Source organism: Bordetella petrii (assembly GCF_020991325.1).
GTDB classification, from domain to species: domain Bacteria; phylum Pseudomonadota; class Gammaproteobacteria; order Burkholderiales; family Burkholderiaceae_B; genus Bordetella_A; species Bordetella_A petrii_E.
The window spans coordinates 1-14,336 of record NZ_JAJMLX010000102.1; the positions used below are offsets into that span (position 1 = coordinate 1).

Sequence of the window (14,336 nt, forward strand, 5' to 3'; positions counted from 1 at the left end):
GGCGACGGAACGGGGTGCGCAGCTTGCGCCCGCGCCCCCGGGCGGCCCCGCTTTCGCCGCCGTCGCCAGCGGCCGCTTCCGCCGTCTCGACGGCATCAGCAGCCTCGTTGGCGACAGGCTCGGCACGGGCAGTTGCATCAGGTGCGGGAACGGGAAAATCTTCTTCTTGCATCGTTGTGTTCGTTGTCACAGAGACAGCTCCAGATTTCAAGCTTTGGCCAGCCCGCTCGCGGCGGACCGGTCTTCATCGGGGGGCGGGGGAACCTCTTCGGGCGCGGGAGGCTCCGCGTCCGGCTGGGGTTCCTGGGGTTCGACTTCGGGTTCGGGCACTTGCGGCTCGACCTCGGGTTCGGGGGTGGGCGGCTCGACTTCGGGCTGAGGGTCGGCCGGGGTGATCTCGGGCTCGGGCGCCACCGGCTCGACCTCGGGCTGGACGCCAGGTTGCGGAACCTGGTCTGGCGCGGGCGGGGGCATTTCGGGTTCTTGGGGAACATCGCCCGCACGGACCGGCTCGGCCGCGGAAGGCTCGGAAGCGTCGGTGGCCGCCGCAACCGACGCGCGGCCCGCCTCCTCGTCGGCGGCTTCCGCGGCCGGACCGTCCGCCGCATCCTGGCCGCCTGCTTCCTGGCCGTCTGCTTCCGGTTCAGCATTCGGCGAGGGAGTGACGGGCTCCAGAGTCACCTCGGACCCTCCCAGGTCCAGGCCCTCGAGCGCGGCGGCGGCCTGCGCGGTATCGAGCGGCGGCAATTCATCCAGCGCGCGCAACCCTAGATCGTCCAGGAATTGCCGCGTCGTGCCGAACAGGGCCGGCCGTCCCGGCGCATCCCTGTGGCCGATGACCTCGATCCAGCCACGGTCTTCCAGCGTCTTGACGATTTGCGAGGAAACCGTCACGCCACGGATATCTTCGATGTCGCCGCGGGTAACCGGCTGGCGCCAGGCCACGATAGCCAGGGTTTCCATGACGGCGCGCGAGTACTTGGGCGGTTTTTCGGGATTCAGCCGCTCGAGGTAGCGCTGCATTTGCGGACGGCTTTGAAAGCGCCAGCCGGTGGCCAACTGCACCAGATGCATGCCGCGCTCGGACCAGTGGCCCTGCAGCGATTCCAGCAAAGTCCGCAGCTTGTCGTTGCCATACTCTTCGTCATCGCCGAACAGCTTGCGCATTTCCGCCAATTGCATCGGTTGGCTGGCGCATAGCAGTGCGGTCTCCAGCACGCATGTTGCCTCGCTATCGTTCATCGATTTTCTGTCTATTAAAAAGGGCTAATTTGCGCTAAATCTGAAAAAAGGCTATTATTTTTCTTCTCAGACGCGGGGTGGAGCAGTCTGGCAGCTCGTCGGGCTCATAACCCGAAGGTCGTAGGTTCAAATCCTGCCCCCGCAACCAAATTCACTGAAGGCCCGGCGCATCGCCGGGCCTTTTTTGTTGGGCACCTTGCCCGCGCAGCCGGCCACCTTGCACCCGCCGCCCGCCCCGGGCAGGCCACAGGCCCCGCGCAGCCCAACGGGCTGAATGGCTATTGCTGCAACGCTTGTTTGCGTAGTGTTCACGACGTTCCTGTAAACGCGTCTGGCACGGGCAAGCCAGCCAGCCGACGCATTGGATTCGCACCATGCCGCGCATATCAGTGCGCAGCGCCGCCGCAGCGGCGGCAATTACTTTAAAAATAGAACCTGAATCGCCAGGCGCCCAGGGCGCGGAACGCAGAAGCAGGATACCCCTTGCCCCGAAATTGCAATCCACCAAGCCAGGTTCGAACCCCAAGCGGGTACGACTCTGCGGCGGCACCGGGCCGACGATTCTTAGACGTATGGAACGACCATGCTGCCTGCATGACCGGCCGGCGCACAGGCGGCCTGCCAACTCTTCCGGCAACCTACTCGGATGGGCTCAACCCGCTGTAGCGGCGCCAGCTTCCGGGAAGCCCGCCGCGGAGATACCCGCTGCGGCATTGCCCGACCCCCAGCCCTTGCGACACGGCATTCAAGCCATGGATACCACGCCTACCCATTGGGGTGACGTCGGCCGGGGAAACGTTGGTCTTCATGAAGACAGTGAATGGATTATAACCGTATTACCCCGCCCGACAAACCCTGGGACGGATCGCCGTTCCTGGATTTTTCAGCGCGCGTCCCAGGGGGCCTCCCCGAACCTGTCGGCCAGGAAGTCGAGCATGGCGCGCAGGATCAATGGCATCTGGCGCCGCGAAACATACACCCCATGCACACCCAGCTCTTCAGGCGGCGTGGCCGGCAACAGCGCCACCAGCCGCCCGGCGGCGAGCTCGGGCGCGGCCAGGTAAGTGGGCAGCAAGGCGATGCCGCTGCCGCACACGGCGGCACGGGCCAGCGTCAGGGCGTCGTTGGCCGTGATGTTGCCGCTGACCGGCACGTCGACCCAGGCGTCGTCCCGCCGCAGCCGCCACAGGCTCTTGCCGTAGTGGCTATGGGTGAGGCAATTGTGCTTGGCCAGGTCCTCGGGCCGCGCGGGACTGCCATGGGACAGCAGATAGGCCGGGGCGGCGCACACTACGGAGCGGCACGGCGCCAGCCTGCGCGCGATGAGATTCGGGTCCAGCTCGTTGGTGATGCGCACCGCCAGGTCCACCCTGTCTTCGACCAGATTGACCGCGCGGTCGACCAACTGCAAGTCCACCAGGGCGCCGGGGTACTTGCCAACGAAATCCGCCACGGCCGCACTGAGCTGCGCCACCCCGAACGACAGGCTGGCGGTCATGCGCAATTCGCCACGCGGCTGGGCATCCGGAGTGGCCACGGCCTGATGCATATCGCCCACCAGGTCGAGCATGCGACGGCAGCGCGGCAGCGTCTCGGCCCCGGCCGGCGTCAGGCTGAGGCGGCGCGTGGTTCTGTGCAGCAGCCGCACGCCTACCCACTCTTCCAGTTCGGCCAGATAGCGCGACACCATGGCGCGGGACATGTCCAGGCGTTGGGCCGCTGCCGACAGACTGCCGCGATCGACGACTTCAACGAACACCTGCATGGCTTTCAGGCGATCCATGGCTGTCTCGTTTTTTGCGCTAATGCACGCTTTATAACGTATTTCCGGAACCGCGCCGACCCCGGAGCCCGCGCCCTACTCCGGCAGACCCAGGGCCTGCCGCACCGCCCGCCCAAGTTCGCCAGGATCCAGGCCGCGCGCGATGAACACCAACCGCGATTCCGCCACCCCTTCGGGCCAGGCGGGCAGCGGCACGGGCGGATACAGATCGCGGTGCACGCCATGAATGGCGCAGGGCCCGGATTCGCCCGGAAAAACCACCAGCCCCTTGATGCGTAGCAAGGCCTGATGATGAACCTCCTGCAGGCGAGCCATGCCGGAATGAAACGCCGCGCGGCTGATCGGCGCCGGCAAGGCCACCACCACCTGGACGACCTGCCCATGCCGCCCCGCGGGCGAGGATGCGGAAAAAGCGCGCATCCACCCTGACAGCGAATCGCCATAGGCCCGCACCGACACCTTGGCCGGCGCCAGCAACCTGGCATCAAGCGGCGCCCCCAAGGGCTGCACGCAGATGGCCGCACCCGGATTGACCTGCGCCACCGCATCGCGCGCCCGGGCCAGGGCGGACGGATCGACCAGATCGGATTTCGTGCAGGCGATGATATCGGCCAGCGCCACCTGCTGAACGGCCTCGGGCTGCGACTCAAGCTGGCCAGGAATATGCCGGGCATCGACGACGGTTATGGTTCCCCGGTAAACATACCGCTCGGCCAGGAAGTGTTCATGGCGCAGCGTAAACAGAATCGCCGCCGGACTGGCCAGGCCAGTGGTTTCGATCACCACCCGACGGAACGGCTTGACCTGCCGGCGCAGCGCCAGCATGAACAGATCGCGCAAAGTGTTCACCAGCCCGCCATTGACGGTGCAGCAAATGCAGCCACCCTCGATCAGGATGATGCGGGCATCGGCCTGCCGGACCAGATGGTGGTCTACCCCCACCTCGCCAAACTCGTTGACAATGACAGCCGCATCGGCATATGCAGGATCTTGCACTAGCCGGTTCAGCAGGCTTGTCTTGCCCGCCCCCAGGAAGCCGGTAAGCACGGTGACGCCGATGCGCCGATCCGGTGAATCGCCGCCAGAGAGAGAGTTTTTTTGCATGCCAGAAGCCGCCAGCCGCGGCACACCAACGCAGGTAGTCAAAGGAGCCGCCATGGCACTGAACCACGCCCAATCCGGCGAACTGATCGATATCCGGCCACTGGGGCCCGCCTTGAAGAATACCCGCTCGCGGGCGTTGGTGCGGGCCGACCAACTGGAGGTGCTGCACCTGACGCTGCCCGCCGGCCACACCCTGCCGCCCCACGATATTGCGCACAGCGCCATCACCCTGCAATGCCTGGAAGGCGCGGCCGAACTGCAGGCCCACGGCAAGACGCAGAAACTCTTGCCCGGAACGCTGGTATACCTGGCGCCGGGCATACAACACGCAGTGACGTCCGAGCAAGACTGCGCCCTATTGGTGACGCTGTTTCTAGACCGCGCGCAAAACGCGTAGCGCCCTTGAAAACAAGAGGCGGCAAGGCACAACGAAAGGCCCCGGAAAGCCAAAAGGGCCATTCACTTTCGTGAATGGCCCTGAATTTTTTTGGCTCCCCGAGCTGGGCTCGAACCAGCGACCTGCGGATTAACAGTCCGTCGCTCTACCGACTGAGCTATCGGGGAACTGCTAAAGAAGCGAGATTATGACGGATATTTTCAGGCAGTGCAAGTTGCGCCCGATATCTTTTTATTCGGACAGCATGTGCGTGCACTTATGCGTGGCACTGAAGCGTGGCAACTGAAAGTCTGATATGATTTCGGTCTTTCGGCGCGACGCGTTTTCGGCGCCGAATCTGCAAAAGGCAATGCACTGCAATGCAGTAAGCGCCTTGCGCAAGCCGGCATAGCTCAGTTGGTAGAGCAGCGCATTCGTAATGCGAAGGTCGGGGGTTCGACTCCTCTTGCCGGCACCAAAATACCTGAAAAGGGCAGCCCGCATGGGCTGCCCTTTTTGTTTTCGCCGGCCGGCTGGACGCCGGGCCGATGCCAACCCGCTATTCCGCGTCGGGCTGCTTTTCGGGCGCGGCCAGGTCGAAGGCCTGCAGTTCGCGGCAGGCGGCGTCGATGCGCAGCACGTTGGGCATGGCGGACAGATCGCAGTCGAAGCGCCGCGCATTGGCGACCTGCGGTACCAGGCACAGATCGGCCAACCCGGGGGCGTCGCCGTGGCAGTAGCGGCCGGTGGCCGGGGAATTTTCCAGCATCGATTCCACTGCGGCCATGCCCAGTTGCACCCAATGCCGATACCAGGCGTTCTTGGCGTCATCGCTGACTTGCATGTCGCGCTTCAAGTACTTGAGCACCCGCAAGTTGTTCAGGGGATGCGTATCGCAAGCAATGGTTTGCGCGATGGCGCGCACCCGCGCGCGGCCGGCCGGATCGGAGGGCAGCAAGGCCGGCTGCGGATGGGTTTCGTCCAGGTATTCGATGATGGCCAGTGACTGGCCGATGACGGTATCGCCATCGACCAGCGTGGGCACCAGCGCGGTGGGGTTGAGCGAACGGTAAGAGTCCGACAGTTGCTGCCCGCCGTCTTTCAGCAGGTGCACCCCCAGGTATTCATACGACAGGCCTTTCAGGTTGAGCGCGATGCGCACGCGATAAGCGGCCGAACTGCGGAAGTAGCTGTGCAACTGCATGGAGTCTCCTTGGGGTGGACAGTGCGGCGGCGCGTCAGTTTGGGGTGGAGGAAGCCGGCGCCGGCTTGCGCGACAACCCCTTCGGCAGCGGAAATGCCACGCTTTCTTCCAGGCCCGGCATGGTACGCACCGATACCGCACCCAGTTCTTTCAGCCGCTGCACCACCTGCTGCACCAACACTTCGGGGGCCGACGCGCCGGCAGTGATGCCAATGCGCTGGCGGCCTTCCAGCCAGGCTGGGTCGATGGCATGCGCGCCGTCGACCAGATAGGCCTCGGTACCGATGCGTTCGGCCACTTCGCGCAGGCGGTTGGAGTTGGAACTGTTGGGGCTGCCCACCACCAGGACCAGATCGCAGTCGGGCGCCAGCACCTTGACGGCGTCCTGGCGGTTTTGCGTGGCGTAGCAGATGTCGCTTTTCTTGGGCTCGACGATATCGGGGAACCGGGCGCGCAGGGCCGCCGACACGGTGGCGGCATCGTCCACCGACAGCGTGGTTTGCGTGACGAAGGCCAGGTTGGACGGGTTGGTTACTTGCAGCGCAGCCACGTCGGCGGCGGTTTCGACCAGGTACATGCCGCCTTGCGCCTGCCCCAGCGTGCCCTCGACCTCGGGGTGGCCCTTGTGGCCGATCATGATGATTTCGCGGCCCGCGGCGCGCATGCGCGCCACTTCGATGTGCACTTTGGTGACCAGCGGGCAGGTGGCGTCGAAGACCTGCAAGCCGCGCGATTCGGCTTCCTGGCGAACCGCCTTGGAAACTCCGTGCGCGGAAAACACCACGATGGCGCCGCTGGGCGCCTGGTCGAGTTCGTCGATGAAGATGGCGCCCTTGGCGCGGAGGTCTTCGACGACATAGCGGTTATGCACGATTTCGTGGCGCACATAGATGGGCGCGCCATGCAATTCCAGGGCGCGTTCGACGATGTCGATGGCCCTGTCGACACCGGCACAGAAGCCGCGCGGCTGCGCCAGCACGACTTCGGCGTCGGCGGCCGTGACCCGGCGGTTCATTACAGCACCCCGAGAATGTGGACGTCGACGCGCAGCGACGTGCCGGCCAGCGGGTGATTGAAGTCGAACAAGGCCCAGTCGGCCTCGATTTGCTTCAGGACCCCCGAGTAGCGGGCGCCGTTGGGCGCGGTGAACTCGACCAGGTCGCCGGGTTCGAAGGTGGCGTCGGCGCCGGCATGCTCGGCCAGCATCTTGCGCGTGACCTTCTGGATGAGTTCGGGGTTGCGTTCGCCATACGCCTGCGCGGGATCGAGGGTAACGCTGAATTGCTCGCCCTCGACGTGGCCCAGCAGGGCGGCTTCGAGGCCGGGCGCCCATTGCCCGCCGCCCATTTGCAGCGTGGCCGGCCGGCCGGTGTAGGTGTCGGCGAAAACGGAATCCTGCCCCGGCCCCGAGGCCAACACGATGCGATAGTGCAGGGTCAGGTAGGAATCGGGACGGACGGGGGTCGCCTGGTTGGCGGCGGCGCTGCTCAAGGTGGTCACCGTGAAATGTGGCGGTAAACCCTTATTTTAGAACGTCCTGGCCGCCGCCGGGGCAAGCCCCCTGCGCCACCGCCCCAGCGCACAAATACGAAGGGGCCGAAACGCTCACTAGCACGCGGACGGCGGCCGCGCTTCTGGCATTGTGGTGCCCCGCCGCCACCGAGTGCCCGCCATGCCCCTGCTCGACACCCTGCCCGAACACGAACGCCCCCGCGAACGCCTGCTGCGCCACGGCCCGTCCGCCCTGCTGGACACCGAGTTGCTTGCGCTGGCCCTGCGTACCGGCACGCGGGGCTGCTCCGCGGTGGAAATGGGCTGCAGGCTGATGAACCACTATGGCGGGCTGCGCGGCCTGTTCGCCGCATCGCCCCACGAACTGATGTCCCTGCCCGGCCTGGGCGCCGCCAAGGCCAGTTCGCTGGCCGCCGTGCTGGAACTGGCGCGCCGCGCGGCCGAGGAGCAACTGATGCAGCAAAGCACCCTGGCCGACCCGGGCAGCGTCAAGGGCTATTTCAAGATGGCGCTGACCCACCGTAAAGTGGAGCATTGCCTGGCGCTGTATCTGGATAGCCAGCTCAACCTGATCGCCAGCGGCGAACTGGCGCGCGGCACGCTGGCGCAGGCGTCGGTATACCCCCGCGAAGTGGTGCGCGAGGCCCTGCGGCACCACGCGGCCGCCCTGATCCTGGCGCACAACCATCCGTCGGGCACGGCCCAGCCCAGCCAATCCGACCGCGAATTCACCTTGCGGCTGAAGCAGGCCCTGGCGCTGGTGGACATCCGGCTGGTCGACCACCTGATCGTGGCCGGGGACTCGGTGACCTCCATGGCCGAAATGGGCTTGCTGTAGGCTGCCCGCGGGCAGCAAAGGCAGGGCATTTTCGTTAGACTGGATACCCTATCAACCAGCACGCCGCGGCCCGCCCTGTCCAATGAAGCGCCTGTGGGATATTTCTCCGCCGGTATCGGCGGCTTCGCCCGTGTTCCCGGGCGATACGCCCTACCAGCAGCACTGGAAGTGGTCGCTGACCCCTGACTGTCCGGTCAACGTCAGCGAGATCACGCTGTCTCCGCACATCGGGGCCCATGCCGATGCCCCTTTGCACTACAGGAACGGCGCGCCCGCAATTGGCGCGCTTGGCCTGGAACCGTTCCTGGGCCCCTGCCGGGTCATCCACGCGCTGGACTGCGGGCCGTTGATCCTGCCCGAACACCTGCAACATGCCGCCACCGGGCTGCCGCCTCGCGTGCTGGTGCGCACCGCCCGCAACGCCGCGCTGGACTGGTGGACCGACGATTTCACGGCCTATGCGCCACATACCATCGAATGGCTGGCCGAGCGCGGCGTCATGCTGATCGGCCTGGACACGCCCAGCATCGACCCCGCGTCCAGCAAGACCCTGGACAGCCACCACGTCATCCTGCGGCGCGACATGCGCGTGCTGGAAAACCTGCTGCTCGATGACGTGGCCGAAGGCGACTACGAACTGATCGCCCTTCCGCTGGCGCTGGCCCAGGCAGATGCCAGCCCGGTACGCGCCGTCTTGCGCGAACTGGGCTGAACCGCCCATCCAAAGCCGCCGCCAGCCATGGCGGCGGCCGATTTTCAGGCAAGACCCGATGAATACCCCCGAACGGCCCGAAGACATCGTCCGCAATGAAAAGGCACAACTGGATTACGCCCAGGACATGACCTATGGCGACTACCTGCACCTGGACGCGCTGCTGGGCGCCCAGCACCCACTGTCGCCCGAACACAACGAAATGCTGTTCATCGTGCAGCACCAGACCAGCGAACTGTGGATGAAGCTGATGCTGCACGAACTGCACGCCGCCATCGTCCACGTGGCGCAAGACCGCCTGCCCCCGGCATTCAAGATGCTGGCGCGCGTCAGCAAGATCATGGAACAACTGGTGCACGCCTGGGACGTGCTGGCCACCATGACTCCGCCCGAGTATTCGGCCCTGCGCCCCTACCTGGCGCGCTCGAGCGGGTTTCAAAGCTACCAGTACCGCCAGATCGAATTCCTGCTGGGCAACAAGAACGCCGCCATGCTCAAGCCGCACGCGCACCGCGCCGACCTGCTGGCGCCGGTGCAGCAGGCCTATCGGGCGCCGTCGCTGTACGACGAGTCGCTGCGCCTGCTGGCCCGCCATGGCCTGGACGTGCCGGCCAGCCACCTGGACCGCGACTGGACCCAGCCCTACACGGCCAGCCCGGCGGTAGAGGCCGCCTGGCTGGCCGTGTACCGAGACCCCGACCGCCACTGGGACCTGTACCAACTGGGCGAAAAGCTCACCGACCTGGAAGATGCCTTCCGGCTGTGGCGTTTCCGGCATGTCACCACCGTAGAGCGCGTCATCGGTTTCAAGCGCGGCACCGGCGGCACGTCCGGCGTGGCCTATCTGCGCAAAATGATAGACGTGGTGCTGTTCCCCGAGATCTGGGCGCTGCGCACGGACCTGTAACAATCCGGGAAACCCGCCCACTTCCCGGATGTTCACGGGTGCCTGACGAAAACTCGCCGCGGCAGCTTAAGGTAGCGCCATGGGTGCCTGACACCCAGACACCCGGCGCAGCTTGGGGCCACACCTGGAAATTCGTGCTAGAATGCATGGTTACTTCCTGGATACGTGGCTGTCGGGTACGAAGCACCCGCTCGGCTGGCGACCCGCAAACCCACCGGCCAGACCGGAAGAACCGGAATTCATCATGAAAGAAGGCATTCACCCCGAATACCGCGAAGTGGTGTTCATGGACGTGCAAACGGGCACCAAGTTCGTGACGCGCTCCACCATCAACACTCGCGAAACCGTCGAGCTCGACGGCAAGACCTACCCGCTGTTCAAGTGCGACGTCACGTCCGAGTCCCACCCGTTCTATACGGGCGCGCAAACCCGTATCGTCGAAACCGGCCGCGTCGAGAAATTCCGCGCCCGCTTCGCGCGCACTGCCGGCACGGTCAAATCCGCGTCGTAAACTTGCTCCTCGAAGAGGCGCAGTAGAAAAGCAGCCTACGGGCTGCTTTTTTTTCCGTGCCGCTCCCATCCATCCCCATTTCAAGGCCACCGGCCCGAGCCGCTCGGTTACATTAGCCCCGTGTCTCCTATCACGCGCTCAACTCCAGCCCGACTGACCATCCCGGCCACCGCCAAGCTGCCCCGGCTGGTGTTGCTGGGCTTGTCGCTGGCCTACATCCTGGCCGGCCTGTTCATGCGTGACCCCTGGAAAACCGATGACGCGGTCGGCCTGGCCACGATGATCACCGCGCTGCGCGAAGGCGCGCACACATGGCTGCTGCCCCAGGTGGGGCAACTGGCCTATGCGGAAGAAGGGCCCCTGATCACCTGGGCGGGCGCGATATGCATGTGGCTGCTGGGGCCGCTGATCGGCTACATTCCAGCGGGCCGCCTGCCCAATCTGATATGGTTCGGCATTACCACGGTCAGCGTCTGGTACGGCACCTACCTGCTGGGCCGCCGCGCCGAAGCCCAGCCGCTGGCGCTGCCATTCGGCGGCGAACCCAAGGCCCGCGACTACGGCCGCATGCTGGCCGACGCGGCGCTGCTGCTGCTGCTGGCCACGGTGGGCATTCTGCAGCGCACCCACGAAACCTCGGTCGTGCCGGCCATCATGGCCTGGCAGGCCCTGGCCTTTTACTCGCTGGCCCGCACCCTGGACCGCCCGGTCACGGGCGCCATCACGCTGGGCGTGGCGCTGGCGGCCAGCTTCCTGACGCGCGGCTGGATAGGCGCGGCGCCCATCATGCTAGGCGCCGCCCTGGCCTTTTACCCGCGCAGCGTGCTGTGGTCGCAACGCCGCTGGCTGCCCCTGGCCGCCGGCGTGGCCGCGGTGCTGATCCTGGCATGGTGGATACCCGCGACCCAAGGCAGCAGCTACTGGATCAGCAACTGGAAAACCTGGAACCTGGCCTCGTTTGCCTGGCCCGACCTGTCGGACGTAGGCCGCACCGTGCGCGACCTGCCCTGGTACTTGTGGCCCACCTGGCCGCTGGCCCTGCTGGCCGTGTGGCGCTGGCGCGACTGGCTGTATTCCCCCCATATCTGGCTGCCGCTGGTGCTGGCCGCCTTCGCCGGCCTGCTGCTGCTTTTCCTGGAAGAGCCCACCGACGCTGAGTTCATCCTGCTGGCCGTGCCGTGCGCGATCCTGGGCGCGTTTTCGCTGCCCACTCTGCGGCGCGGGGTGGTCAATACCCTGGACTGGTTCGCGGTGATGTGCTTTTCCCTGACGGTGGCCACGGCATGGCTGGGCTGGGTGGCCCTGCACTTCGGCTGGCCGGCGCAGATCTCGCGCAATATCGCGCGGCAAACCTCGGGCTACGAGCCGGTGATTTCATGGGTGGCCTTTGCCCTGGCCCTGGCGGTGACGGGCGCGTGGGTGCTGTTGGTGATGTGGCGCCTGCGCTCGCATCCCGCGGCGCTGTGGCGCGGCACGGTGCTGTCGGCCAGCGGCCTGACCGCCACCTGGATCTTGCTGGTGCTGCTGTGGCAGCCGGCGGTGGACTACGCCCGCAGCTACCGGGCCATGTCGGCGGAACTGGCGACGGTGCTGGCCCGGCACCAGCAGCCCGGCGAATGCGTGCGCGGCCTGAGCGTGGGCAGCGGCCAGCGCGCGTCGCTGTTGATCTTCGACAATCTGACGCTGAGCTACGACTCGAAATGCCCCCTGATCCTGCAGCAGACCACGCGCGAACGCCTGCGCGACGGCCAATCGGCTTATAGCGAAGGCGCGCAGGAACTGTGGCGCGGAGGCCGGCGCGCCGACCGCCACGAAGTTTTCCGCCTGCTGCGCCTGCACCCCTCGCAATGACCCACGCCGTTGTCCCGGCGGCCGGGCTGGGCGGCACGATGCGCGGCATCGTGCGCCAGGCCTGGCCGGTGCTGATCAGCCAATGGGCGGGCATCGCCTTCGGCGTGCTGGACACCGCCATGAACGGCCATGCCAGCGCCACCGACCTGGCGGCCATGTCCCTGTCGATGTCGGTATACATCACCATCTTCGTCGGGCTGATGGGAGTGGTGCATGCACTGATACCCATACAGGCCCAGCACTTCGGCGCCGGCCGGCATGCGGAAGTGGGGCAGACCTGGGGGCAAGGCGTGTGGATGGCGCTGGGGCTGGCCGCCCTGGGCGCCGTATTGATGATGTTTCCGGACATATGGCTTTCGCTGTCGGGCGATGTGGCGCCCGAAGTGCGCGACCGCGTGGCCGGCTACCTGAGGGCTCTGGCGCTGGCCCTGCCGGCGGCATTGGTGTTTCGCACCATCTACGCGCTGGGCACGTCGGTGTCGCGCCCCAAGGTCGTGATGATCATCAATCTTTCCGCGGTGGGCTTGAAGGCCTTCTTCAACTGGGTGCTGATCTACGGCAATCTGGGCCTGCCTGCCATGGGCGCCACCGGCGCCGGCCTGGCAACCGCCATCGTGTCCTGGATCAGCCTGGGCGTGGGGCTGTGGGTGGTGACGCACGACCGCTATTTCCGCCGCTTTGCCCTGACGCTGGGCCGGCCGTCGTGGCCGGCCCAGAAAGAGCTGCTGCGGCTGGGTCTGCCGATGGGCGGATCTTATCTGGTGGAAGTATCGGCCTTCACGTTCATGGCGCTGCTGGTGGCGCGCGAAGGCACGTATGTCAGCGGCGGGCACCAGATCATGTCGAACCTGGCGGCGCTGTGCTACATGATGCCCATGGCGCTGGGGGTGGCCACCGCGGCGCTGACGGCGCAAGCGCTGGGCGCCGGCCAGCCTGCGGCGGCGCAGCGTACCGCGCTGGCGGGCATGGCGCTGGGCTTGCTGGGCGCGCTGCTGACTTCGTCGGTATTGCTGGCCGGCCGGCCGATGATCCTGGCGGCCTACACGGATGACGCGCAAGTGGCGGCCGTGGCCGGCACGCTGCTGACTATCATTCCGCTATTCCATCTGTGCGATTCGATGCAATGCATCAACTCGTATGTGCTGCGCGCCTACAAAGTGGCCGTGGTTCCCTTGCTGCTGCAGACCGTGGCCCTGGCCGGCGTGGGCCTGTTGGGCGGCTGGTGGCTGGGTTTCGGGCCGGGACGCGGCGGCCTGGACTGGCTGCGCACGTTGGTGATCCCCGGTTCTCCGGCTGGCGCCGGCACCATGTGGCTGATGGCCATGCTGGGCCTGGCATTGTCGGCCCTGCTGCTGCACGCCTGGTACCGGAAGATTGCGCGCGACTACCGGGCGCTGGCCGGCTGACCGCCGGACGCTGCCGCACCCGTATCGTCCGGCGCGGCGGCGTCGGCAGCGGAATCGTTCCTGGCGGGTTCGCGGTCGCGCGTCAGCGAATGCGCTTCGCGCGGGTTGTCGGCATCGCGCTGGTCTGCATAGGACGGACTGCTGGCCAGGCCCAGGCACAACGCCGATGTAGACAGGAACGCGGCAATACGGGCGGGTGTGGTCATGTGTGTACTCCTTGAAACACCTGGGCGAGTGGCCCGGTATGATTGGAGCCGGCCCACCGGCAAAGGTTCAGCACCGCCGGAATGTTTTGCCTGCGCTAACGGATCGTCATGGATTCCGGCCGCCTGCGCAACGCACCCGGTGCCTGTCCACGCCCAAAGCCGCGCAGCCCCTGTCAGGCTTCCATGGCACTACCTTAAGATAAAAAAAGCGTATCGCCGGGTGTCTGGCATCTTCGGAGCCAGACACCCATGAAGATCCGTAAAAGCTCGCCACGGCGCCTACGGTAGCGCCATGGCTATCAGGCCTCGAAGACCAGCAAGGCCACGGTGGCGAACAGCATGGCGGCGAAACATGAACGCAGCCTGTGTTCGGGCAGCCGGTAGGCCAGGCGCACGCCCACCGGCACGAACGCCAGGCTGCCCGCGGCTAGCGGCAGGCCCACCCACCAATTGGCCTGCCCCGCCCAGCTGTAGGTGATCAACGCGATGGTCGACCCGGGAATGACCATCGTCAGGGCCAGCGCTTGCGCCGATGTCTGAGGCAGGCGGAACACGGAAGTCAGGATGGGCACCGCCATGACGGCGCCGCCCACGCCGAAAAAACCGCCCAGCAGGCCGCTGCCCACTCCCAGCAGCGCGGCGCGCGAGCGCGTGAAGGCCGGCGCGGCGCGTTCGCGGCGGGCC

15 protein-coding genes and 3 tRNA genes are annotated in these 14,336 nt (G+C 66.2%); 9 read left to right on the forward strand and 9 right to left on the reverse strand.

Annotated features, from left to right (window positions below):
- Window positions 1-207 precede the first annotated feature (207 nt).
- Window positions 208-1,242: an SMC-Scp complex subunit ScpB gene (scpB, locus tag LPZ50_RS12130; protein ID WP_230661738.1), complete on the reverse strand. Its 1,035-nt coding sequence runs from the start codon at window positions 1,240-1,242 to the stop codon at window positions 208-210.
- 71 nt (window positions 1,243-1,313) lie between these two features.
- Between scpB and LPZ50_RS12135 the strand changes: the two genes are divergently transcribed.
- Window positions 1,314-1,390, forward strand: a tRNA-Met gene (locus tag LPZ50_RS12135).
- A 735-nt stretch (window positions 1,391-2,125) separates the two neighbouring features.
- Here the strand turns inward: LPZ50_RS12135 and LPZ50_RS12140 are convergent.
- Window positions 2,126-3,025: a LysR family transcriptional regulator gene (locus LPZ50_RS12140; protein ID WP_230661740.1), complete on the reverse strand. Its 900-nt coding sequence runs from the start codon at window positions 3,023-3,025 to the stop codon at window positions 2,126-2,128.
- A gap of 75 nt (window positions 3,026-3,100) precedes the next feature.
- Window positions 3,101-4,129: a CobW family GTP-binding protein gene (locus tag LPZ50_RS12145; RefSeq protein ID WP_230661742.1), complete on the reverse strand. Its 1,029-nt coding sequence runs from the start codon at window positions 4,127-4,129 to the stop codon at window positions 3,101-3,103.
- Window positions 4,130-4,181: 52 nt separating this feature from the next.
- Here LPZ50_RS12145 and LPZ50_RS12150 point away from each other — a divergent pair, with 52 nt between their 5' ends.
- Window positions 4,182-4,526: a cupin domain-containing protein gene (locus LPZ50_RS12150; RefSeq protein ID WP_230661744.1), complete on the forward strand. Its 345-nt coding sequence runs from the start codon at window positions 4,182-4,184 to the stop codon at window positions 4,524-4,526.
- A gap of 91 nt (window positions 4,527-4,617) precedes the next feature.
- Here the strand turns inward: LPZ50_RS12150 and LPZ50_RS12155 are convergent.
- A tRNA-Asn gene (locus tag LPZ50_RS12155) sits at window positions 4,618-4,693 on the reverse strand.
- Between the two features lie 214 nt (window positions 4,694-4,907).
- Here LPZ50_RS12155 and LPZ50_RS12160 point away from each other — a divergent pair.
- Window positions 4,908-4,983 (forward strand) — tRNA-Thr (locus LPZ50_RS12160).
- A gap of 81 nt (window positions 4,984-5,064) precedes the next feature.
- Here LPZ50_RS12160 and maiA read toward each other — a convergent pair.
- From maiA to LPZ50_RS12175, 3 genes are read right to left on the reverse strand one after another with little or no spacing between them, the layout of a single operon-like run.
- Entirely contained in the window at window positions 5,065-5,709 is a 645-nt protein-coding gene (maiA, locus tag LPZ50_RS12165) for a maleylacetoacetate isomerase (RefSeq protein WP_230661746.1), read from the reverse strand.
- Window positions 5,710-5,743: 34 nt separating this feature from the next.
- Complete coding sequence (gene ispH / locus LPZ50_RS12170) at window positions 5,744-6,724, reverse strand: 4-hydroxy-3-methylbut-2-enyl diphosphate reductase (RefSeq protein ID WP_230661748.1); 981 nt, start codon at window positions 6,722-6,724, stop codon at window positions 5,744-5,746.
- The gene (locus tag LPZ50_RS12175; RefSeq protein ID WP_230661750.1) at window positions 6,724-7,200 is read right to left on the reverse strand and encodes an FKBP-type peptidyl-prolyl cis-trans isomerase; all 477 of its coding nucleotides are present in this window, start codon (window positions 7,198-7,200) and stop codon (window positions 6,724-6,726) included. The genes ispH and LPZ50_RS12175 overlap by 1 nt, the downstream gene beginning before the upstream one ends.
- A 181-nt stretch (window positions 7,201-7,381) precedes the next feature.
- Here LPZ50_RS12175 and radC point away from each other — a divergent pair, with 181 nt between their 5' ends.
- From radC to LPZ50_RS12205, 6 genes are all read left to right on the forward strand, one after another.
- On the forward strand, window positions 7,382-8,059 hold the full coding sequence (radC, locus tag LPZ50_RS12180; protein ID WP_230661752.1) for a RadC family protein: 678 nt from the start codon (window positions 7,382-7,384) through the stop codon (window positions 8,057-8,059).
- An 82-nt stretch (window positions 8,060-8,141) separates the two neighbouring features.
- Window positions 8,142-8,771, forward strand: a complete 630-nt coding sequence (kynB, locus tag LPZ50_RS12185; protein WP_230661754.1) for an arylformamidase — start codon at window positions 8,142-8,144, stop codon at window positions 8,769-8,771.
- A 58-nt stretch (window positions 8,772-8,829) separates the two neighbouring features.
- Window positions 8,830-9,678 (forward strand): tryptophan 2,3-dioxygenase, encoded by an 849-nt coding sequence (gene kynA, locus LPZ50_RS12190; protein WP_230661756.1) that lies wholly within the window; start codon window positions 8,830-8,832, stop codon window positions 9,676-9,678.
- A gap of 244 nt (window positions 9,679-9,922) precedes the next feature.
- Entirely contained in the window at window positions 9,923-10,189 is a 267-nt protein-coding gene (locus LPZ50_RS12195; protein WP_230661758.1) for a type B 50S ribosomal protein L31, read from the forward strand.
- A 120-nt stretch (window positions 10,190-10,309) separates the two neighbouring features.
- Window positions 10,310-12,040, forward strand: coding sequence for an ArnT family glycosyltransferase (locus LPZ50_RS12200; RefSeq protein WP_230661760.1), 1,731 nt, complete (start codon window positions 10,310-10,312; stop codon window positions 12,038-12,040).
- Entirely contained in the window at window positions 12,037-13,446 is a 1,410-nt protein-coding gene (locus LPZ50_RS12205; protein WP_230661762.1) for an MATE family efflux transporter, read from the forward strand. Before LPZ50_RS12200 ends, LPZ50_RS12205 begins: the two co-directional genes overlap by 4 nt.
- Here the strand turns inward: LPZ50_RS12205 and LPZ50_RS12210 are convergent.
- Window positions 13,425-13,652: a hypothetical protein gene (locus LPZ50_RS12210; RefSeq protein WP_230661764.1), complete on the reverse strand. Its 228-nt coding sequence runs from the start codon at window positions 13,650-13,652 to the stop codon at window positions 13,425-13,427. The genes LPZ50_RS12205 and LPZ50_RS12210 overlap by 22 nt on opposite strands.
- A gap of 299 nt (window positions 13,653-13,951) precedes the next feature.
- The coding region (locus tag LPZ50_RS12215; RefSeq protein WP_230661763.1) for a sulfite exporter TauE/SafE family protein at window positions 13,952-14,336 on the reverse strand (385 nt) is incomplete at its 5' end.

What these genes read in the sequence shown, in the direction of transcription:
- LPZ50_RS12205 (WP_230661762.1), top strand. Translation starts at nt 12,037, where the DNA reads ATGACCCACGCCGTTGTCCCGGCGGCCGGGCTGGGCGGCACGATGCGC.
- LPZ50_RS12145 (WP_230661742.1), bottom strand. Translation starts at nt 4,129, where the DNA reads ATGCAAAAAAACTCTCTCTCTGGCGGCGATTCACCGGATCGGCGCATC.
- LPZ50_RS12210 (WP_230661764.1), bottom strand. Translation starts at nt 13,652, where the DNA reads ATGACCACACCCGCCCGTATTGCCGCGTTCCTGTCTACATCGGCGTTG.
- LPZ50_RS12195 (WP_230661758.1), top strand. Translation starts at nt 9,923, where the DNA reads ATGAAAGAAGGCATTCACCCCGAATACCGCGAAGTGGTGTTCATGGAC.
- ispH (WP_230661748.1), bottom strand. Translation starts at nt 6,724, where the DNA reads ATGAACCGCCGGGTCACGGCCGCCGACGCCGAAGTCGTGCTGGCGCAG.
- kynA (WP_230661756.1), top strand. Translation starts at nt 8,830, where the DNA reads ATGAATACCCCCGAACGGCCCGAAGACATCGTCCGCAATGAAAAGGCA.
- maiA (WP_230661746.1), bottom strand. Translation starts at nt 5,709, where the DNA reads ATGCAGTTGCACAGCTACTTCCGCAGTTCGGCCGCTTATCGCGTGCGC.
- scpB (WP_230661738.1), bottom strand. Translation starts at nt 1,242, where the DNA reads ATGAACGATAGCGAGGCAACATGCGTGCTGGAGACCGCACTGCTATGC.
- LPZ50_RS12150 (WP_230661744.1), top strand. Translation starts at nt 4,182, where the DNA reads ATGGCACTGAACCACGCCCAATCCGGCGAACTGATCGATATCCGGCCA.
- radC (WP_230661752.1), top strand. Translation starts at nt 7,382, where the DNA reads ATGCCCCTGCTCGACACCCTGCCCGAACACGAACGCCCCCGCGAACGC.
- LPZ50_RS12140 (WP_230661740.1), bottom strand. Translation starts at nt 3,025, where the DNA reads ATGGATCGCCTGAAAGCCATGCAGGTGTTCGTTGAAGTCGTCGATCGC.
- kynB (WP_230661754.1), top strand. Translation starts at nt 8,142, where the DNA reads ATGAAGCGCCTGTGGGATATTTCTCCGCCGGTATCGGCGGCTTCGCCC.